The 13,313-nt window shown below is 71.1% G+C and carries 11 protein-coding genes; 6 read left to right on the forward strand and 5 right to left on the reverse strand.

Annotated elements, in window-relative coordinates; genetic code table 11:
- Positions 1 to 25: 25 nt before the first annotated feature.
- Entirely contained in the window at positions 26 to 478 is a 453-nt protein-coding gene (locus ACFWRT_RS16510; RefSeq protein WP_380944329.1) for an SRPBCC family protein, read from the reverse strand.
- Positions 479 to 729: 251 nt separating this feature from the next.
- On the opposite strand from ACFWRT_RS16510, the gene ACFWRT_RS16515 reads away from it, so the two are divergent.
- On the forward strand, positions 730 to 1,083 hold the full coding sequence (locus ACFWRT_RS16515; protein ID WP_380954381.1) for a PRC-barrel domain-containing protein: 354 nt from the start codon (positions 730 to 732) through the stop codon (positions 1,081 to 1,083).
- Positions 1,084 to 1,189: 106 nt separating this feature from the next.
- Here the strand turns inward: ACFWRT_RS16515 and ACFWRT_RS16520 are convergent, their stop codons facing one another.
- The 3 genes from ACFWRT_RS16520 to ACFWRT_RS16530 all read right to left on the reverse strand — a co-directional run bounded on the left by ACFWRT_RS16520 (position 1,190) and on the right by ACFWRT_RS16530 (position 3,527).
- Positions 1,190 to 1,435 (reverse strand): hypothetical protein, encoded by a 246-nt coding sequence (locus ACFWRT_RS16520; protein ID WP_380954382.1) that lies wholly within the window; start codon positions 1,433 to 1,435, stop codon positions 1,190 to 1,192.
- 70 nt (positions 1,436 to 1,505) lie between these two features.
- Complete coding sequence (locus tag ACFWRT_RS16525) at positions 1,506 to 1,748, reverse strand: hypothetical protein (RefSeq protein ID WP_380954384.1); 243 nt, start codon at positions 1,746 to 1,748, stop codon at positions 1,506 to 1,508.
- Positions 1,749 to 1,886: 138 nt separating this feature from the next.
- Positions 1,887 to 3,527, reverse strand: coding sequence for an FG-GAP-like repeat-containing protein (locus tag ACFWRT_RS16530; RefSeq protein WP_380954386.1), 1,641 nt, complete (start codon positions 3,525 to 3,527; stop codon positions 1,887 to 1,889).
- Between the two features lie 309 nt (positions 3,528 to 3,836).
- On the opposite strand from ACFWRT_RS16530, the gene ACFWRT_RS16535 reads away from it, so the two are divergent.
- Positions 3,837 to 4,880, forward strand: a complete 1,044-nt coding sequence (locus tag ACFWRT_RS16535; RefSeq protein ID WP_380954387.1) for a LacI family DNA-binding transcriptional regulator — start codon at positions 3,837 to 3,839, stop codon at positions 4,878 to 4,880.
- Between the two features lie 139 nt (positions 4,881 to 5,019).
- Here ACFWRT_RS16535 and ACFWRT_RS16540 read toward each other — a convergent pair whose 3' ends face one another.
- Complete coding sequence (locus ACFWRT_RS16540; protein ID WP_380954426.1) at positions 5,020 to 7,848, reverse strand: glycosyl hydrolase; 2,829 nt, start codon at positions 7,846 to 7,848, stop codon at positions 5,020 to 5,022.
- A gap of 244 nt (positions 7,849 to 8,092) precedes the next feature.
- Here ACFWRT_RS16540 and ACFWRT_RS16545 point away from each other — a divergent pair, with 244 nt between their 5' ends.
- The 4 genes from ACFWRT_RS16545 (at position 8,093) to ACFWRT_RS16560 (ending at position 13,002) form a co-directional block, all read left to right on the forward strand.
- A complete protein-coding gene (locus ACFWRT_RS16545; protein WP_380954389.1) occupies positions 8,093 to 9,403 on the forward strand; it encodes an ABC transporter substrate-binding protein in 1,311 nt (436 codons plus the stop codon).
- 194 nt (positions 9,404 to 9,597) lie between these two features.
- Positions 9,598 to 10,578 carry a carbohydrate ABC transporter permease gene (locus tag ACFWRT_RS16550; RefSeq protein ID WP_380954390.1) on the forward strand — a complete coding sequence of 327 codons (981 nt, stop codon included), beginning with the start codon at positions 9,598 to 9,600 and terminating at the stop codon, positions 10,576 to 10,578.
- On the forward strand, positions 10,575 to 11,486 hold the full coding sequence (locus ACFWRT_RS16555) for a carbohydrate ABC transporter permease (RefSeq protein WP_380954392.1): 912 nt from the start codon (positions 10,575 to 10,577) through the stop codon (positions 11,484 to 11,486). The genes ACFWRT_RS16550 and ACFWRT_RS16555 overlap by 4 nt, the downstream gene beginning before the upstream one ends.
- A gap of 64 nt (positions 11,487 to 11,550) precedes the next feature.
- Complete coding sequence (locus ACFWRT_RS16560; RefSeq protein ID WP_380954394.1) at positions 11,551 to 13,002, forward strand: GH1 family beta-glucosidase; 1,452 nt, start codon at positions 11,551 to 11,553, stop codon at positions 13,000 to 13,002.
- The last annotated feature ends 311 nt before the right edge of the window (positions 13,003 to 13,313 follow it).

The raw sequence follows: 13,313 nt of genomic DNA on the forward strand, positions 1-13,313 counted from the left end.
ATGCGTCTTCCTACCACCCGGCGCCTCAGGTCCCGCAGTGGGCGAGCACCGCGCGCGGCATGGTCCGGGTGATCTCGTCGCCCAGCCGCTCGAACTCCCGCCGCAGGAACGGGTCGGCGAGCCGGGCGATGCCCTTGAAGCGGATGTGCGCGTGGTAGGTGATCCGGGTCGCGCCCTCGCCCTCGGCCCGGAACGTGAGGTCGTCGGTGGAGTCCGCCGTCTTGTTGGTGCCGACGAAGACCAGCCGGTCCGGCTCCTTCACCTCCAGCCGGTACGTGAGCTCCGTGCGCCGCCCCCGGAACTCGGAGACGTTGTGCCACGTGGCTCCCTGGACGACGGGGGCGCCCGCCGGGCCGTCGGTCCGGTCGCACTCCTGCGTCCCCGGGTCCCACTCCTTCGCCCGGGAGAAATCGGCGAGGTACGCGACGACCCGGTCCAGCGGGCACGCGACGGTGAACGAACGCCTGACGTCGACCACGATGATTCCTCGATTCCTCGGTTCCTCAGGTTCCTCGACTCCTCGTGCGGATCACACGGGGCACTGCACCTGCCCGCTCCCATCCTCGCGCACACCCTCCCACCAGGCACTTTCTGCAGGTGAAGAAAAACTCAGATTCATGGGTGCCGGTGGCGCGTAGGGAAAGCGAAGCCGGGAACGCGAACAACCGGCGAATCTGTCAAGGAATTCATCGAGGATGAGCTGAATCGACCTTCGCGAAAGGGGCCACAATGAACGAATCCCTGTGGGGCTACCAGCCGTCGAGCGGTCACACCGCGGGCGCCGATCTCTCCGGATACGCGGTGGAGGCGACCGACGGCAGCATCGGAAAGGTCGACAAGCACTCCGACGAGGCCGGCTCGGCCTATCTGCTCGTCGACACCGGGGTCTGGATCTTCGGCAAGGACGTCCTGCTCCCGGCGGGTACCGTCCGGCGCATCGACGCGGAGGACCGCAAGGTCTACGTGGGCCTCACCAAGGAGCAGGTCAAGGACTCGCCGGAGTTCGACCGCCACCGGCAGGCCGAGGACCCGGGCTACCACGCACAGATCTCCGCGTACTACATGGCTTTCCGCGTCATGTGATCCGCGTACGCCCCGCCCCCGTCGGCGCGGCGTACGCCCCTGAACGGCGGCGGGCCCGACCCCGAGGAGGGGTCGGCCCCGCCGCCTCCTTCTGCGTCCACCCCCCTCAACGCGGTAGCTGCCCCTCCCGGTTGATCTCCGTCACCCGGGCCCGCAGCGCCACACCCGGCGGTGCCGGCCGCAGGGCGTCCGGGGGACAGGACCACTCCGGCCCGCCGCCCGGCGGCCGCAGCCGCACGTCCTCCCCGGCCCGGCCCGCCACCCGGCCGACGCGCCCGTCCCTGACGTCCACCGCGAACGCCCCCGGCTCCGGCCCCGACTCGGACCCCGGCTGAGGCAGCGGCTCAAGCACCGGCTCAGACCCCGGCGCAGGCGTACATCGCTCACGTGCGTCCCCCACCCGCCCGTCACCGGACCGCCCCTCACCCGCCATGACCGCTCTCCTTCTCCGCCAGCACCTCGCACAGCCGCAACGCGGTGTCGATGTTGCAGCGGCCCAGGTCGACCAGGGGTGTCGGTTCGTTGCCCGCGCACGAGACGGGGTCGACCCGCAGCGAGGGCAGCGTCACGCCCAGCCCGGCGAGCCCTGCCTTCAGCCGTTCCACCGCGTCCTCCGCCGCCCGCACGTTCTCCGCCGCCACCCGGCGCCGCTCCGTCGCTTCCATGCCGCACACCTTCCGCTCCGGGCAGGCGCAATGCCTACCCAGCGTGTCCAACGCGCGGCGGGCCCCAAGGAGGCGCTGTTCCGGCGACGGCCTCGGAACCGTCCTCGCGACCGGCCCCCGACCGCCCTCGGCGGGCGGTCAGCCGAGGCGGGAGAAGTACCCCCAGCCGCCGGTGCCCACGGTCACCCCGCCGGTCTCCGCGAACGGTGTGCCGCCCGGGTGGAAGACCAGGTCAGCGGCCGATGTGGTCGTCCAGAGGTCGGCGTGGCCGTCGCCGTCGGCGTCGCCGAGGGAGAGCGCCAGGGGGCGGGAGGCGCGGGGAAGGCTGCCGAGCGCGGTGGGGGCGCCCAGGGTCTTCGTACTGCTGTCGTAGCCGTACTGCTGGACGTTGCCCGCGCTGTCCCGGGCCCAGACCTCCGCCTTTCCGTCACCGTTCGTGTCGCCGGGGGTGAGGACCTCGTGGTCCTTCCACTCCGCCCCGCCGATCCGGGCGGCGCTGAAGGACAGCCAGCCGCCGTCCGCCGCGACCCGTCCCCGGTGGAGCCAGAGGCCGGTGGCGCTGGTGGCCAGGACGTCGGGGCCGCCGTCGCCGTCGATGTCGCCCGCCGCGACCGGGGAGGCGTGGGCCCAGCCGGTCTCGGACACCTTCATCACGACGCCCGGTTCGAGGTCGCCCGTGCCGGTGTTCCGGTGGAGCAGCAGCTGATCGCCCTGGCGGGCGACCACGTCCTCGTCGCCGTCGCCGTCCCAGTCCCCGCGGTGGCTGACCACCGCGCCGTTCCACTCGGGCCCGCTGCCGATCACGCGCGGGGAGCCGAAGGTGCCACGGCCGGTCCCCGGGTACAGCCGGAGCGTGTCGTCCTTGCGGACGGCGAGCAGGTCGGGGCAGAGGTCGCCGGTCAGGTCGCCCGGGACCTTCGGGGCGGTCCGCACCAGCGGCTGCGCCTCCGCCCACACCAGCTTGTGGTCCTCGCCCGGCGTCAGGTCGATGTCGGCGGTCCGGGCCCGCAGCGCCGTGAAGTCCCGGCTGCCGAAGAAGGCGTGGTCGTACTTGAGCCGGTACGTGAACGGGGCCGCCGCCGCCCAGGCCGTCGGGGCGTTCCGCCCTGCGTCCGCCTCGGCGAACGGGCCCGTGCCGCACAGCCCGGTCCGCATCGGCGCGAGCGCGACGTGGCTGGGTATGGCGTTGAAGTCACCGGTGATCAGGGCGGGCGCACCCGCCGCCCACCGCTCCATGTTCCCGAGCACCACCGGCGTCCCGTTCGACGGCAGCGACGTGGCCAGGTGGGTGCCGCAGGCCAGCGTGGTCCGGCCGCCGACCGGTCCCTTGAGGCAGAGCATCCACCGCTGCTGCGGGACGGAGGTCTCGGCGGGGTTGGCGAGGGCGCGGTACGCGGTGAAGTCCGCGGCCGCCCCCTTGACGAACAGCGCCTGCCCGAACTTCGCCGAGCTGCCGCCCCACCGCCCGCACCCGGCGGGCTCCTGCTCGCCCGCCCAGTGCGCGGTGTAGCCGACCAGCACCGTGCGCAGGGCCTCGTACTGGCCCGTGCACATCTCCTGGAGCGCGATCACATCGGCGGGCCCGCCCTCGGCCTCCATCCGCGACCGGAACTTCTCCGCCCAGGTATCGGCGCTGTCCACGGTGTTCTGGCAGGTGTGCGCGCCGCACGCGTTGTACGAGACGGTACGCACCGGAGGCGGTGGCGCCGGGTCGGCCGCCACCTGCTGACCGCTCCCCGCGACCCCCACCGCTCCCACCGCCCCCACGAGCACGGCCATGGCGACGGACCACCGGACTGCCGCGCCCCCACGGACTCTGCGAAGTGCTCGTCGTGCTCGTCGTTCTCGTCGTGCTCTCAAGGCCCCACCCCTTCGACGCGATGATCCTGATGTGATGATCATGTGAAGTATGGGCCGTCGTCGCAGAAGGTCCACCTCCGCACCGCCTCTGCACCGAATGGAAGCGCTCTCAACCCTGCCCCCGCCCCGGCGCTAGGCTGTAGACGATCCGGCGACGGCACAGGTCTCAAGGCCCCAGGCCAGCACCACCCCGCGTGCCGCCGCCCCCGTCGACGAGGAGCGACCGCCTTGCCCGAGCAGTCCCCCGGGTCCCGGCCCACCCTGGAAGCCGTCGCGGCGCGTGCGGGGGTCTCCCGGGCCACCGCCTCGCGGGTCGTCAACGGGGGCGACGGAGTCCGCAAACCGCTGGTCGACAAGGTGCTCCAGGCGGTCGACGAGCTCGGCTACATCCCCAACCACGCGGCCCGGACCCTGGTCACCCGGCGGACCGGCGCGGTGGCCGTCGTCATCGCCGAGCCGGAGATACGGATCTTCTCGGACCCCTTCTTCTCCCAGCAGATCCGGGGCATCAGCAAGGAGCTGACCGCCCACGACACCCAGCTCGTCCTGCTGCTGGTGGAGGGCCCCGGCGACTTCGACCGGATCGCGCGCTACCTCTCCGGCGGCCACGTGGACGGCGCCCTCGCCTTCTCCCTCCACACCGACGACCCGCTGCCCGCGATCACCCGGCGGGCGGGGATCCCGACGGTGTACGGGGGCCGGCCGAGCTGGACCGCCGATCCCGGTGACCAGGCCGTTCCATACGTGGACGCCGACAACCGGGGCGGGGCGCGGGTCGCCGTGCAGTATCTGCGGGACCTGGGGCGGGAGCGGATCGCGCACATCGGCGGGCCGCCCGACCAGACCTCCGCGATGGACCGCCTCGACGGCTACCGGGACGTCCTCATCGACGTGGACCCGACGCTCGTCGCCGAGGCCGGGTTCACCGTGGAGAGCGGGGCGCGGGCGATGGCCGAGCTGCTGGAGCGACGGCCCGACCTGGACGCGGTCTTCGTCGCCAACGACCTGATGGCCTCGGGTGCGCTGCGGGTCCTGCGGGAGCGCGGGATCGCGGTGCCGGAGCAGGTGGCCATCGTCGGGTTCGACGACATGGCCGGGGTGGCCGAGGAGACCGACCCGCCGCTCACCACCGTGAACCAGGACATCGAGGGCCAGGGCCGGCTGATGGCCCGGCTGCTGCTGCGCGGACTGGACCGCGACCGTACGGGGAACGGCTCGGCGCCCGACTCGGTGATCACCCCGACGACGCTGGTCCGCCGCGCCTCCGCGTAACACCGGGGAGAGGGGAACGAGTACGGCGGGCCTCCGCCCTGAGGAGCCGGAGACCCGCCGCACCGATCGTGCCCGTACATCAGCGTCCTACACGTACGGGATGTTCACCCGCACGTCCGCCCGTGCGGGTTCACGCGTCCTACTGGTACGGGATCCGCAGCACCGCCGCGTCCGTGCCCGTCTGCACCTGGGACGTGCCGTTGCCGAGCGCGTTCCAGATCTCCAGGCGGACCGTGCCGTTCTTCAGCTCGCCCAGGCTGCCGGTGGTCGCCTGCGCGCCAACCGCCTGCGTGTACTCCTCCCACCCGTTGACCGGGTCGGTGGCGAAGTAGCGGAACGTCTCGGTGCGGTCGAAGCTGCCGTCGCCGGTCAGGTCGTAGCTGACCCGGACCTGCGGGGCGAGCCCGACCTTGGTGCCCGCGTCCACCCGGAGGCGGAACGCGGTGGCGGCCCCGGTGGAGACCTTGCCGTTGACCTTCTTGACCTCGTAGACGGTCGGGCGGTACGGGGTGCCGTCCCGGTTCACGCCGTCGGCGGAGGCGATGGTGTCGGCGCCCGCCGGGTCGGTGGTGGCGGTGGTGAGGGCGCCGCCGGTCTTGAGGCGGAAGGTGTTGCCGGTGGACGGGTTGCCGGGGTCGGGATCCGGGTCCGGGTCTCCGCCGCCGGGGCCGGTGCTGACGGCCTGCGAACGGGCCGGCACGGAAAGGGTCTTGCCGTCGGAGAAGGTCACCGTACGAGTCACGGTGCCGTGGTTGTGCGCGGTGTAGGTGCGGGTGCCGTTCTTGGAGAAGACGGCGGAGGTCGGGATGTCACCGGTGACCGTCATGTCCGGGGCGCCGACCGTGTTGAGGGTGTTGATCCAGTGGTAGGTGTGCGCCTTGGACTCACCCTGCTCGGGTTCGTAATTCCCGTTCACGCTGTCGTACTTGGCCTTCGCCGACGTCGGGTCGGAGAGGGCCTCGAACTCCCAGAGCAGGTCGCGCCACTCCTGAGCCGGGCCGCCGTTCTCGCGCTCCATCTCGGCGATGTTCCGCTTGATGGCGGCCTTCTCACGGGCCAGGTGCAGTGAACCGCCGGTCACCGGGAGGACGTTGATGCCGTGGATCTCCTCCGGGTTCGCTGTCCACCAGGTGGAGTAGGAGGCGCCGCTGCCCCAGACCATGCCGACCGTGCCGTACTTGTACGAGGCCGGGAAGACGGTGTCGTTGGCGTCGAACCAGTACTGGGTGATCGCCTCGGACTCGGTCGTCAGCAGGTAACTGCCGAGGTCGCGCAGGGAGTTGTCGCCCATGGCCGAACCCCACAGCACCAGGCCGGCGCTGAGGTTGATGGACTCCGACGAGGACTCCTGGTTGTTGCCGGCCGCGAAGCCCTGGTGGCCCGATGCCCAGCTGTGGCCCGCGTAGACGTCGAAGCCGCGCAGGAAGGGGTACGCCGAGTCGGTGCGGCTGGGGTTCGCGGTGTCACGGATGAGGTGCTTGATCATCGTGCCCCAGGCCGAGTCGGCCGCCCAGGCCTGGTCGTACTGGGCGATGATCGCCGCCGCGTACACGTAGTAGCTGTAGTGGAAGTGGTGGTCGTTGAGCTCGGTGTCGCTGCCGTACGAGGCCGGGTAGCCGGTGAGGGTCTTCCAGTCCTTGTCGTAGCTGAACTCGCTGGGGCCGCCCGCCGTGAACCACTCCTGGAGGCGGCCCTTCATCAGGCCGAGGAGCTTGTCGCGGGTGGCGGTCTGGCCGATCTGGTCGGCGACGGGCACCAGTTGGGCCAGCTTGCCGAGCGCCTTGCCGGTCCAATAGGTGTCCGTGGCCCCGGAGAACGGGTCGGAGGCGTTGGCGACCTCGTTGAGGTAGCCGGTCAGCCGGGCCCGGTCGACGCCGCCTGAGACGGGCAGCGCGGGCACCACGCCCTGGTTCTTCTGGCTGGTGGTGAAGGTGGCGGACTCGCGCACCTTCATCGTGCCGCGCGGTGAGACGTACGTGTACGGGGTCAGCGCGTCGGTCGTATGCAGCCACTGGTGGCGGTAGAGCGCCTGGAGCGTCCCGCGCTCGGTGCCCTCGCGGGCCTCCGTGGTCAGCGAGTAGGTCGCCCGGACGTTGCCGCCCGTGGTCTGCCAGGCCACCTGGGAGCCGGTGACGAAGCTGAACGCGTACTTGCGGTAGGTCGCGAGCGCGTCCGTGGACGGCAGGACAGCGAGCGAGAAGTAGTCCTTGGAGCCCAGCCCGGCGGTGATCGTGGTGCCGGAGATGTTCCAGTCGGCGCCGGTCGGGGCGAAGAGGGCGTAGTGGTGCCCGGCGACCGTGATGCCGACGACGTTGCCCTGGTCGGAGAAGACGGTGGGCGTGGAGGCGGTCGTGACGCGGGCGTCGCCGCCGGACCCCTTGGCGTACACGAACGGCATGCCGTGGCCGATGGTGGCCCGGAAGGTGCGGGAGCCGTCCGCCCAGTACGGGGTGACCGTCCAGTCGGACCAGGCGTCGGCCTTGGTGTCGGGCGAGTTCAGGCCGGTCAGGCCGACGGTGAGGTCGGCCTTGTGGGCGTACTCGTACTGCCGGCCGTCGCCGACGATCGCGGGCGTGGTCGGGTAGCCGACCTCCAGGCCGTTGGCCTTGGCCTGGTAGGTGAGCGGATGCCCGTACATGGGGGTGGAGTACGGGTTGTCGCCGTAGCGCTGGAAGGCCAGCGAGGACCACCAGTCGTTGGTCGGGACCGGCTTGCTGCGGGCGGCCGTCGTCAGCTTGGGCGTGACGGGGGCGCCGGTGTTGGTGGTCGGGCCCTGGGTGCCGGCGGGGCGGGAGTCGGTGTAGCTGCCGGCGCCGGCGGGGATGGTGGCGGCGGCCGCGGGGGTGGCGGCGGGGCCCAGCGTGACGGCGGCCAGGGCCACGGCCAGGAGCGTGGCCGCGGCGGGTCTGGCCCCGGCACGGGAGGCGAGTCTGGAGAGGGAGGCTTGCACGAGCAGCACCTCGATCATGGTCATCATGGGGGGGTGAGAGCGCCTTCGAGAGCGCTCTCAAGTGCCAAGGAACGTAAAACTCCTGAAACCTCAGTGTCAAGAGAACGCACACAGAAGGCAGTTGGGCGACGGCCGCACGTAACACCAAGCTGTTATGCGTTCGAGTCTTGACGGGGCGGGGGCGGTGGGAGACGCTCCAGACGCAGGTTTTGAGAGCGCTCTCAAAGCGCTCGGTTCATCCCGAAGCCAAGGGAGGCTTCCCATGCCCATCGCCCGAGCCGCCAAGAGAGCCACCGTCCGCCTCGGCGCGGTCGTCCTCGCCGGGGCGCTCCTCGCCGCCTGTGGATCCGGATCCGGCGACTCGTCGGACTCCTCCGACAGCGCGGGCGGGAAGGTCACGCTCACGGTCGACCTGTTCGGATCGTTCGGCTTCAAGGAGGCCGGGCTCTACGACGAGTACCAGAAGCTCCACCCGAACGTGACGATCAAGCAGAGCGACACCCAGGACGAGGCGGACTACTGGAAGTCGCTCCAGACCCGCCTCGCGGGCGGCGGCGGTCTCGCGGACGTGCAAGGCGTGGAGGTGGGCCGCATCGCGTCGGTCACCCAGCAGCAGTCCGACAAGTTCCAGGACCTGAAGGAGTTCGGCGCCGACAAGCTCAAGGGCGAGTTCGCCGAGGCCAAGTGGTCGGCGGCGACCACGAAGGACGGCAAGGTCCTCGGCCTCGGCACGGACGTCGGCCCCGAGGCGATGTGCTACCGCACCGACCTCTTCAAGAAGGCCGGCCTCCCCACCGACCGCGAGGAGCTCGCGAAGAAGTGGTCCACGTGGGACGGCTACCTGGAGCTCGGCAAGGAGTACAAGAAGAAGGCCCCCGCCAAGAGCGCCTGGCTGGACAGCATCGGCTCGCTCTACGGGATCATGATCGGCCAGGAGGAGGAGCGGTACTACGACGCCTCCGGTGAGCTGATCTACGAGAAGAACCCGGCGGTGAAGACGGCCTGGGACACCTCCGTGAAGGCCGCCGAGGCGGACCTGAGCGCCAAGCTCGACCAGTGGTCCCCGCAGTGGAACCAGGCGTTCGCGGCCGGTTCGTTCGCCACGATCCCGTGCCCGGCCTGGATGCTCGGCTACATCAAGGGCCAGGCCGGTGACGGCGGCCAGGGCAAGTGGGACATCGCCAAGCTGCCCGGCGGGGCCGGCAACTGGGGCGGCTCGTACCTCTCGATCCCGCGTGCGGCCAAGCACAAGAAGGAGGCGTACGAGCTGATCGAGTGGCTGACCGCCCCCGAGCAGCAGGCGAAGGTCTTCCAGAAGCAGGGCAACTTCCCGTCCTCGACGGGCGCCATCGAGAAGATCGCGGACGCCGAGGACGACTACTTCTCCGGCGCGCCGATCGGCCAGATCTTCGGTGACGCGGCCAAGGAGTCCCCGGTGCAGGTGCTGGGCGTGCACGACCAGAACGTGATGCAGCAGCTCACGAACGCGCTGAGCGAGGTCGAGCGCAAGGGCGTCTCGTCGGACAAGGCGTGGGAGACGGCGAAGAAGGGCGTGGCGAACGTGATCGGCTGACGCCGACACGCTGCGCCTCCTCCCCTTCGTGCCTGGGGCCGGTCACGGCCTGCCCCTCTCCTCCCCTTTCTTGCCTGGGGCCGGTCCACCGGTCCTGCCTGGGGCCGGTCCACCGGAGCGCACCACGGTGGCCCGGCCCCACCCCCGTACCCCTGCTCCCTGCTTCTCCGCTCCCGACCCCGAAGGGCCGCACCGTGTCCCTCACCGCCACCGCGAAGGCCGGGCCCCGCAGCCCCGCCTCCACCGGACCCGGGCCCGACGACGGTCGGGCAGCCACGCTCCGGCGTACCTGGCGCAAGGCGTCCCCGTACGCCTACATCGCCCCCTTCTTCACCCTCTTCCTCGCCTTCGGCCTCTTCCCGCTCCTCTACACGGCGTTCGTCTCCCTCTACCGGGTCGAGCTCCAGACGAGCGGCGAGATGGAGTGGCGGGGGATCGCCAACTACACGGCGCTCTTCGCCGACGAGTACTTCTGGATCTCGCTGCGCAACACGTTCACGATCGGCGTGCTGTCCACGGTCCCGCAGCTCGCGATGGCGCTCGGCCTCGCCCACCTGCTCAACTACAAGCTGCGCGGCCGCACCTTCATCCGGACGGCGATCCTGCTGCCGTACGCGACGTCCGTCGCCGCCGCCACGCTCGTCTTCGCGCAGCTCTTCGGCCGCGACTTCGGGCTGATCAACTACGCGATCGGGCTGGTCGGCTTCGACCCGGTGGACTGGCAGACGGGCACGGTCGCCTCGCAGATCGCGGTGTCGACGATCGTGATCTGGCGGTGGACGGGGTACAACGCGCTGATCTACCTGGCGGGCATGCAGTCGATCCCGCACGAACTGTACGAGGCGGCGGAGATGGACGGGGCGTCGCGCTGGCGGCAGTTCATCCACGTCACGCTCCCCGGCCTGCGCCCCACGATCATCTTCACGGTCATCATCTCGACGATCGGGGCGACCCAGCTCTTCGGTGAGCCGCTGCTGTTCGAGGGTTCGATCTCGGGCGGCATCTCGCACCAGTACCAGACCCTCGGCCTGTACATGTACGAACAGGGCTGGGGCTTCTTCCACCTGGGCCGGGCCGCGGCCATCGCCTGGGTGATGTTCGTCCTGATCGTGGTGCTCGTCGGGGCCAACGCCCTGGTCGCGCGCCGCCGCGCACGCAAGGAGGCCGGCCGATGACCGCGCTCGTCGCACCGCCGACGGCCCCGGAGACGGGCCGCCCGCCGCAGGACCCGCCGGGAAAGCGGGTACGCAAGGGGGGCGCGGGCCGGACGATGAAGGGCGGCTGGCTCTCATACGTCATCCTCGGCTTCGCCCTGCTCATCTCGGCGTTCCCCTTCTACTGGACGATCGTCGCGGCCAGCCGGTCCAACGCGGACCTGGCCCAGGTGCCGCCGAGCCTGCTGCCGGGCCCGAACCTGATCAAGAACTTCGAGCAGGTCCTCGAAGAGGCGGACATCGGCAAGGCGCTGCTGAACTCGCTGATCGTGTCGTCGTCGATCACGCTCGGCACGGTGCTGTGCTGCACGCTGGCCGGATTCGCCTTCGCCAAGCTGAAGTTCCGGGGCCGGGGCGCGCTGCTGACGCTGACGATCGGGACGATGATGATCCCGCCGCAGCTCGGCGTGATCCCGCTCTTCATGCTGATCGCCGAACTCCAGTGGGTGAACCAGCTCCAGGCGGTGATCCTGCCCGGCCTGGTGTCGGCCTTCGGCGTGTTCTTCATGCGCCAGTACCTGGTGCAGTCGCTGCCGGACGAGCTGATCGAGGCGGCCCGGGTGGACGGGGCGTCGACGGCCCGCATCTTCTGGTCGATCGTGATCCCGATCGCGCGGCCGGGGATGGCGGTGCTGGGGATGCTGACGTTCATGACGGCGTGGAACGACTTCTTCTGGCCGATCATCGCGCTGTCCTCGCAGGAGCCGACCGTGCAGGTCGCGCTGCGGCAGCTCGGCGGCGGTTACGTCAACGACCAGTCGGTGATCATGGCCGGCACGCTGCTCGGCACGCTGCCGGTGCTGATCGTCTTCGGCCTGCTGGGCCGGCAGATCGTCGGCGGCATCATGCAGGGCGCGGTGAAGGGCTGACGCGCGCCCCCGCCCCTCCCTCCCTCTTCCTCCCTCCTCCCCTCACTTCTGGAGTGTCCGTCCTATGACAGCTCTTGATGCCCGCCCGGCGACCTCCACAGGCGCCCGCCCGGGAACCTCCCCCGGCGACCGCCCCGAGACGGGTACGGGGCTCCGCTTCCCCGCCGGATTCCGGTGGGGCACGGCCACCGCCGCGTACCAGATCGAGGGCGGGGCCACGGAGGACGGCCGTACGCCCTCCATCTGGGACACGTTCAGCCGCACCCCCGGCAAGGTCCGCAACGGCGACACCGGTGACATCGCCGCCGACCACCTGCACCGGATGCCGGACGACGTCAAGCTGATGCAGGAACTCGGCGTCACCGACTACCGGTTCTCCGTCTCCTGGCCGCGCGTGCAGCCGACGGGCCGGGGCCCGGCGGTGGAGCGCGGCCTGGACTTCTACCGCCGCCTGGTGGACGAGCTGCTGAGCGCCGGCATCAGACCGGTCGCGACGCTCTACCACTGGGACCTGCCGCAGGAGTTGGAGGACGCGGGCGGCTGGCCGGAGCGGGACACGGCGCACCGGTTCGCGGAGTACGCGGGCCTGGTGGCCGGGGCGCTGGGCGACCGGGTGTCGACGTGGACAACGCTCAACGAGCCCTGGTGTGGGGCGTTTCTGGGGTACGGGAACGGGGTCCACGCCCCCGGCCGCACCAGCGACCTCGCCGCACTGCGCGCCGCCCACCACTTCAACCTGGCGCACGGCGCCGCGACCCGGGTCCTGCGCGACCGCCTCCCGTCCACGGCGGAGGTCTCCCTCACCCTCAACCTCCATGCCCTGCGACCGCTGACGGACACCGACGCGGACCGGGACGCGGTGCGCCGGATCGACGCGGTGGCGAACCGGATCTTCCTGGACCCGGTCTTCCACGGGCGGCTGCCCAAGGACCTGGTGGCGGACACGGCGGCGGTGACGGACTGGTCGTTCGTGAAGGACGGCGACCTGGAGGTGACCTCGACCCCGATCGACTCGCTGGGCATCAACTACTACTCGCCGAGCGTGGTTTCGGCGGGCAGCTCCGAGTCCCCCTCCCCCTGGGCGGGCGCCGAGCAGCATGTGGCGTTCACCCCGGCGGAGGGCCCGCGCACGGCGATGGACTGGCCGGTGGACGCGAACGGCCTGTACGAACTGCTGACCCGCCTGCGCGACGAACTCCCGGGCCTCCCGCTGCTGGTGACCGAGAACGGGGCGGCGTACGACGACTACGCGGACCCGGAGGGCCAGGTGCACGACCCGGAGCGGGTGGCGTACCTGGACGCGCACCTGGGGGCCGTACACCGGGCGATCGAGGAGGGGGTCGACGTACGCGGCTACTTCCTCTGGTCCCTGCTGGACAACTTCGAGTGGGCGTACGGCTACAGCAAGCGGTTCGGCATCGTCCACGTGGACTTCGCCTCGCAGCGGCGGACGGTGAAGGACAGTGCGCGGTGGTACGCGGGGGTGATCGCGCGGGGCGGGCTGGAGCGGGGCTGAGGCTCAGCGCCAACTGACTTCCGCAGGCTTGAGGGGCCAGGGGCTCGGGGCACACGCTCCGGGCCCCTCGGCATGACGCGGGCATCGGGGGGCCGATGCCCGATGCGTCCCCGAATGGGCCAGGCGGCTTTCGGCCGTCTGAACCACGGGGGTCGCCCGCCCGACCGGCGGGTAGCGGCCCCTGCGGGAGACAAGACACCCCGGATGGCCGGAAGACGACGGAGAGTTGGAGCCGACACACGGGCTCGGGGTCGCGGAAGCCCGGCCTCGGCGTAACAGGGCTGCTCAGCGGCGGATCGGCCAGGAGCCCC

The organism is Streptomyces cyaneofuscatus (assembly GCF_042718795.1).
Taxonomy (GTDB): domain Bacteria; phylum Actinomycetota; class Actinomycetes; order Streptomycetales; family Streptomycetaceae; genus Streptomyces; species Streptomyces cyaneofuscatus_A.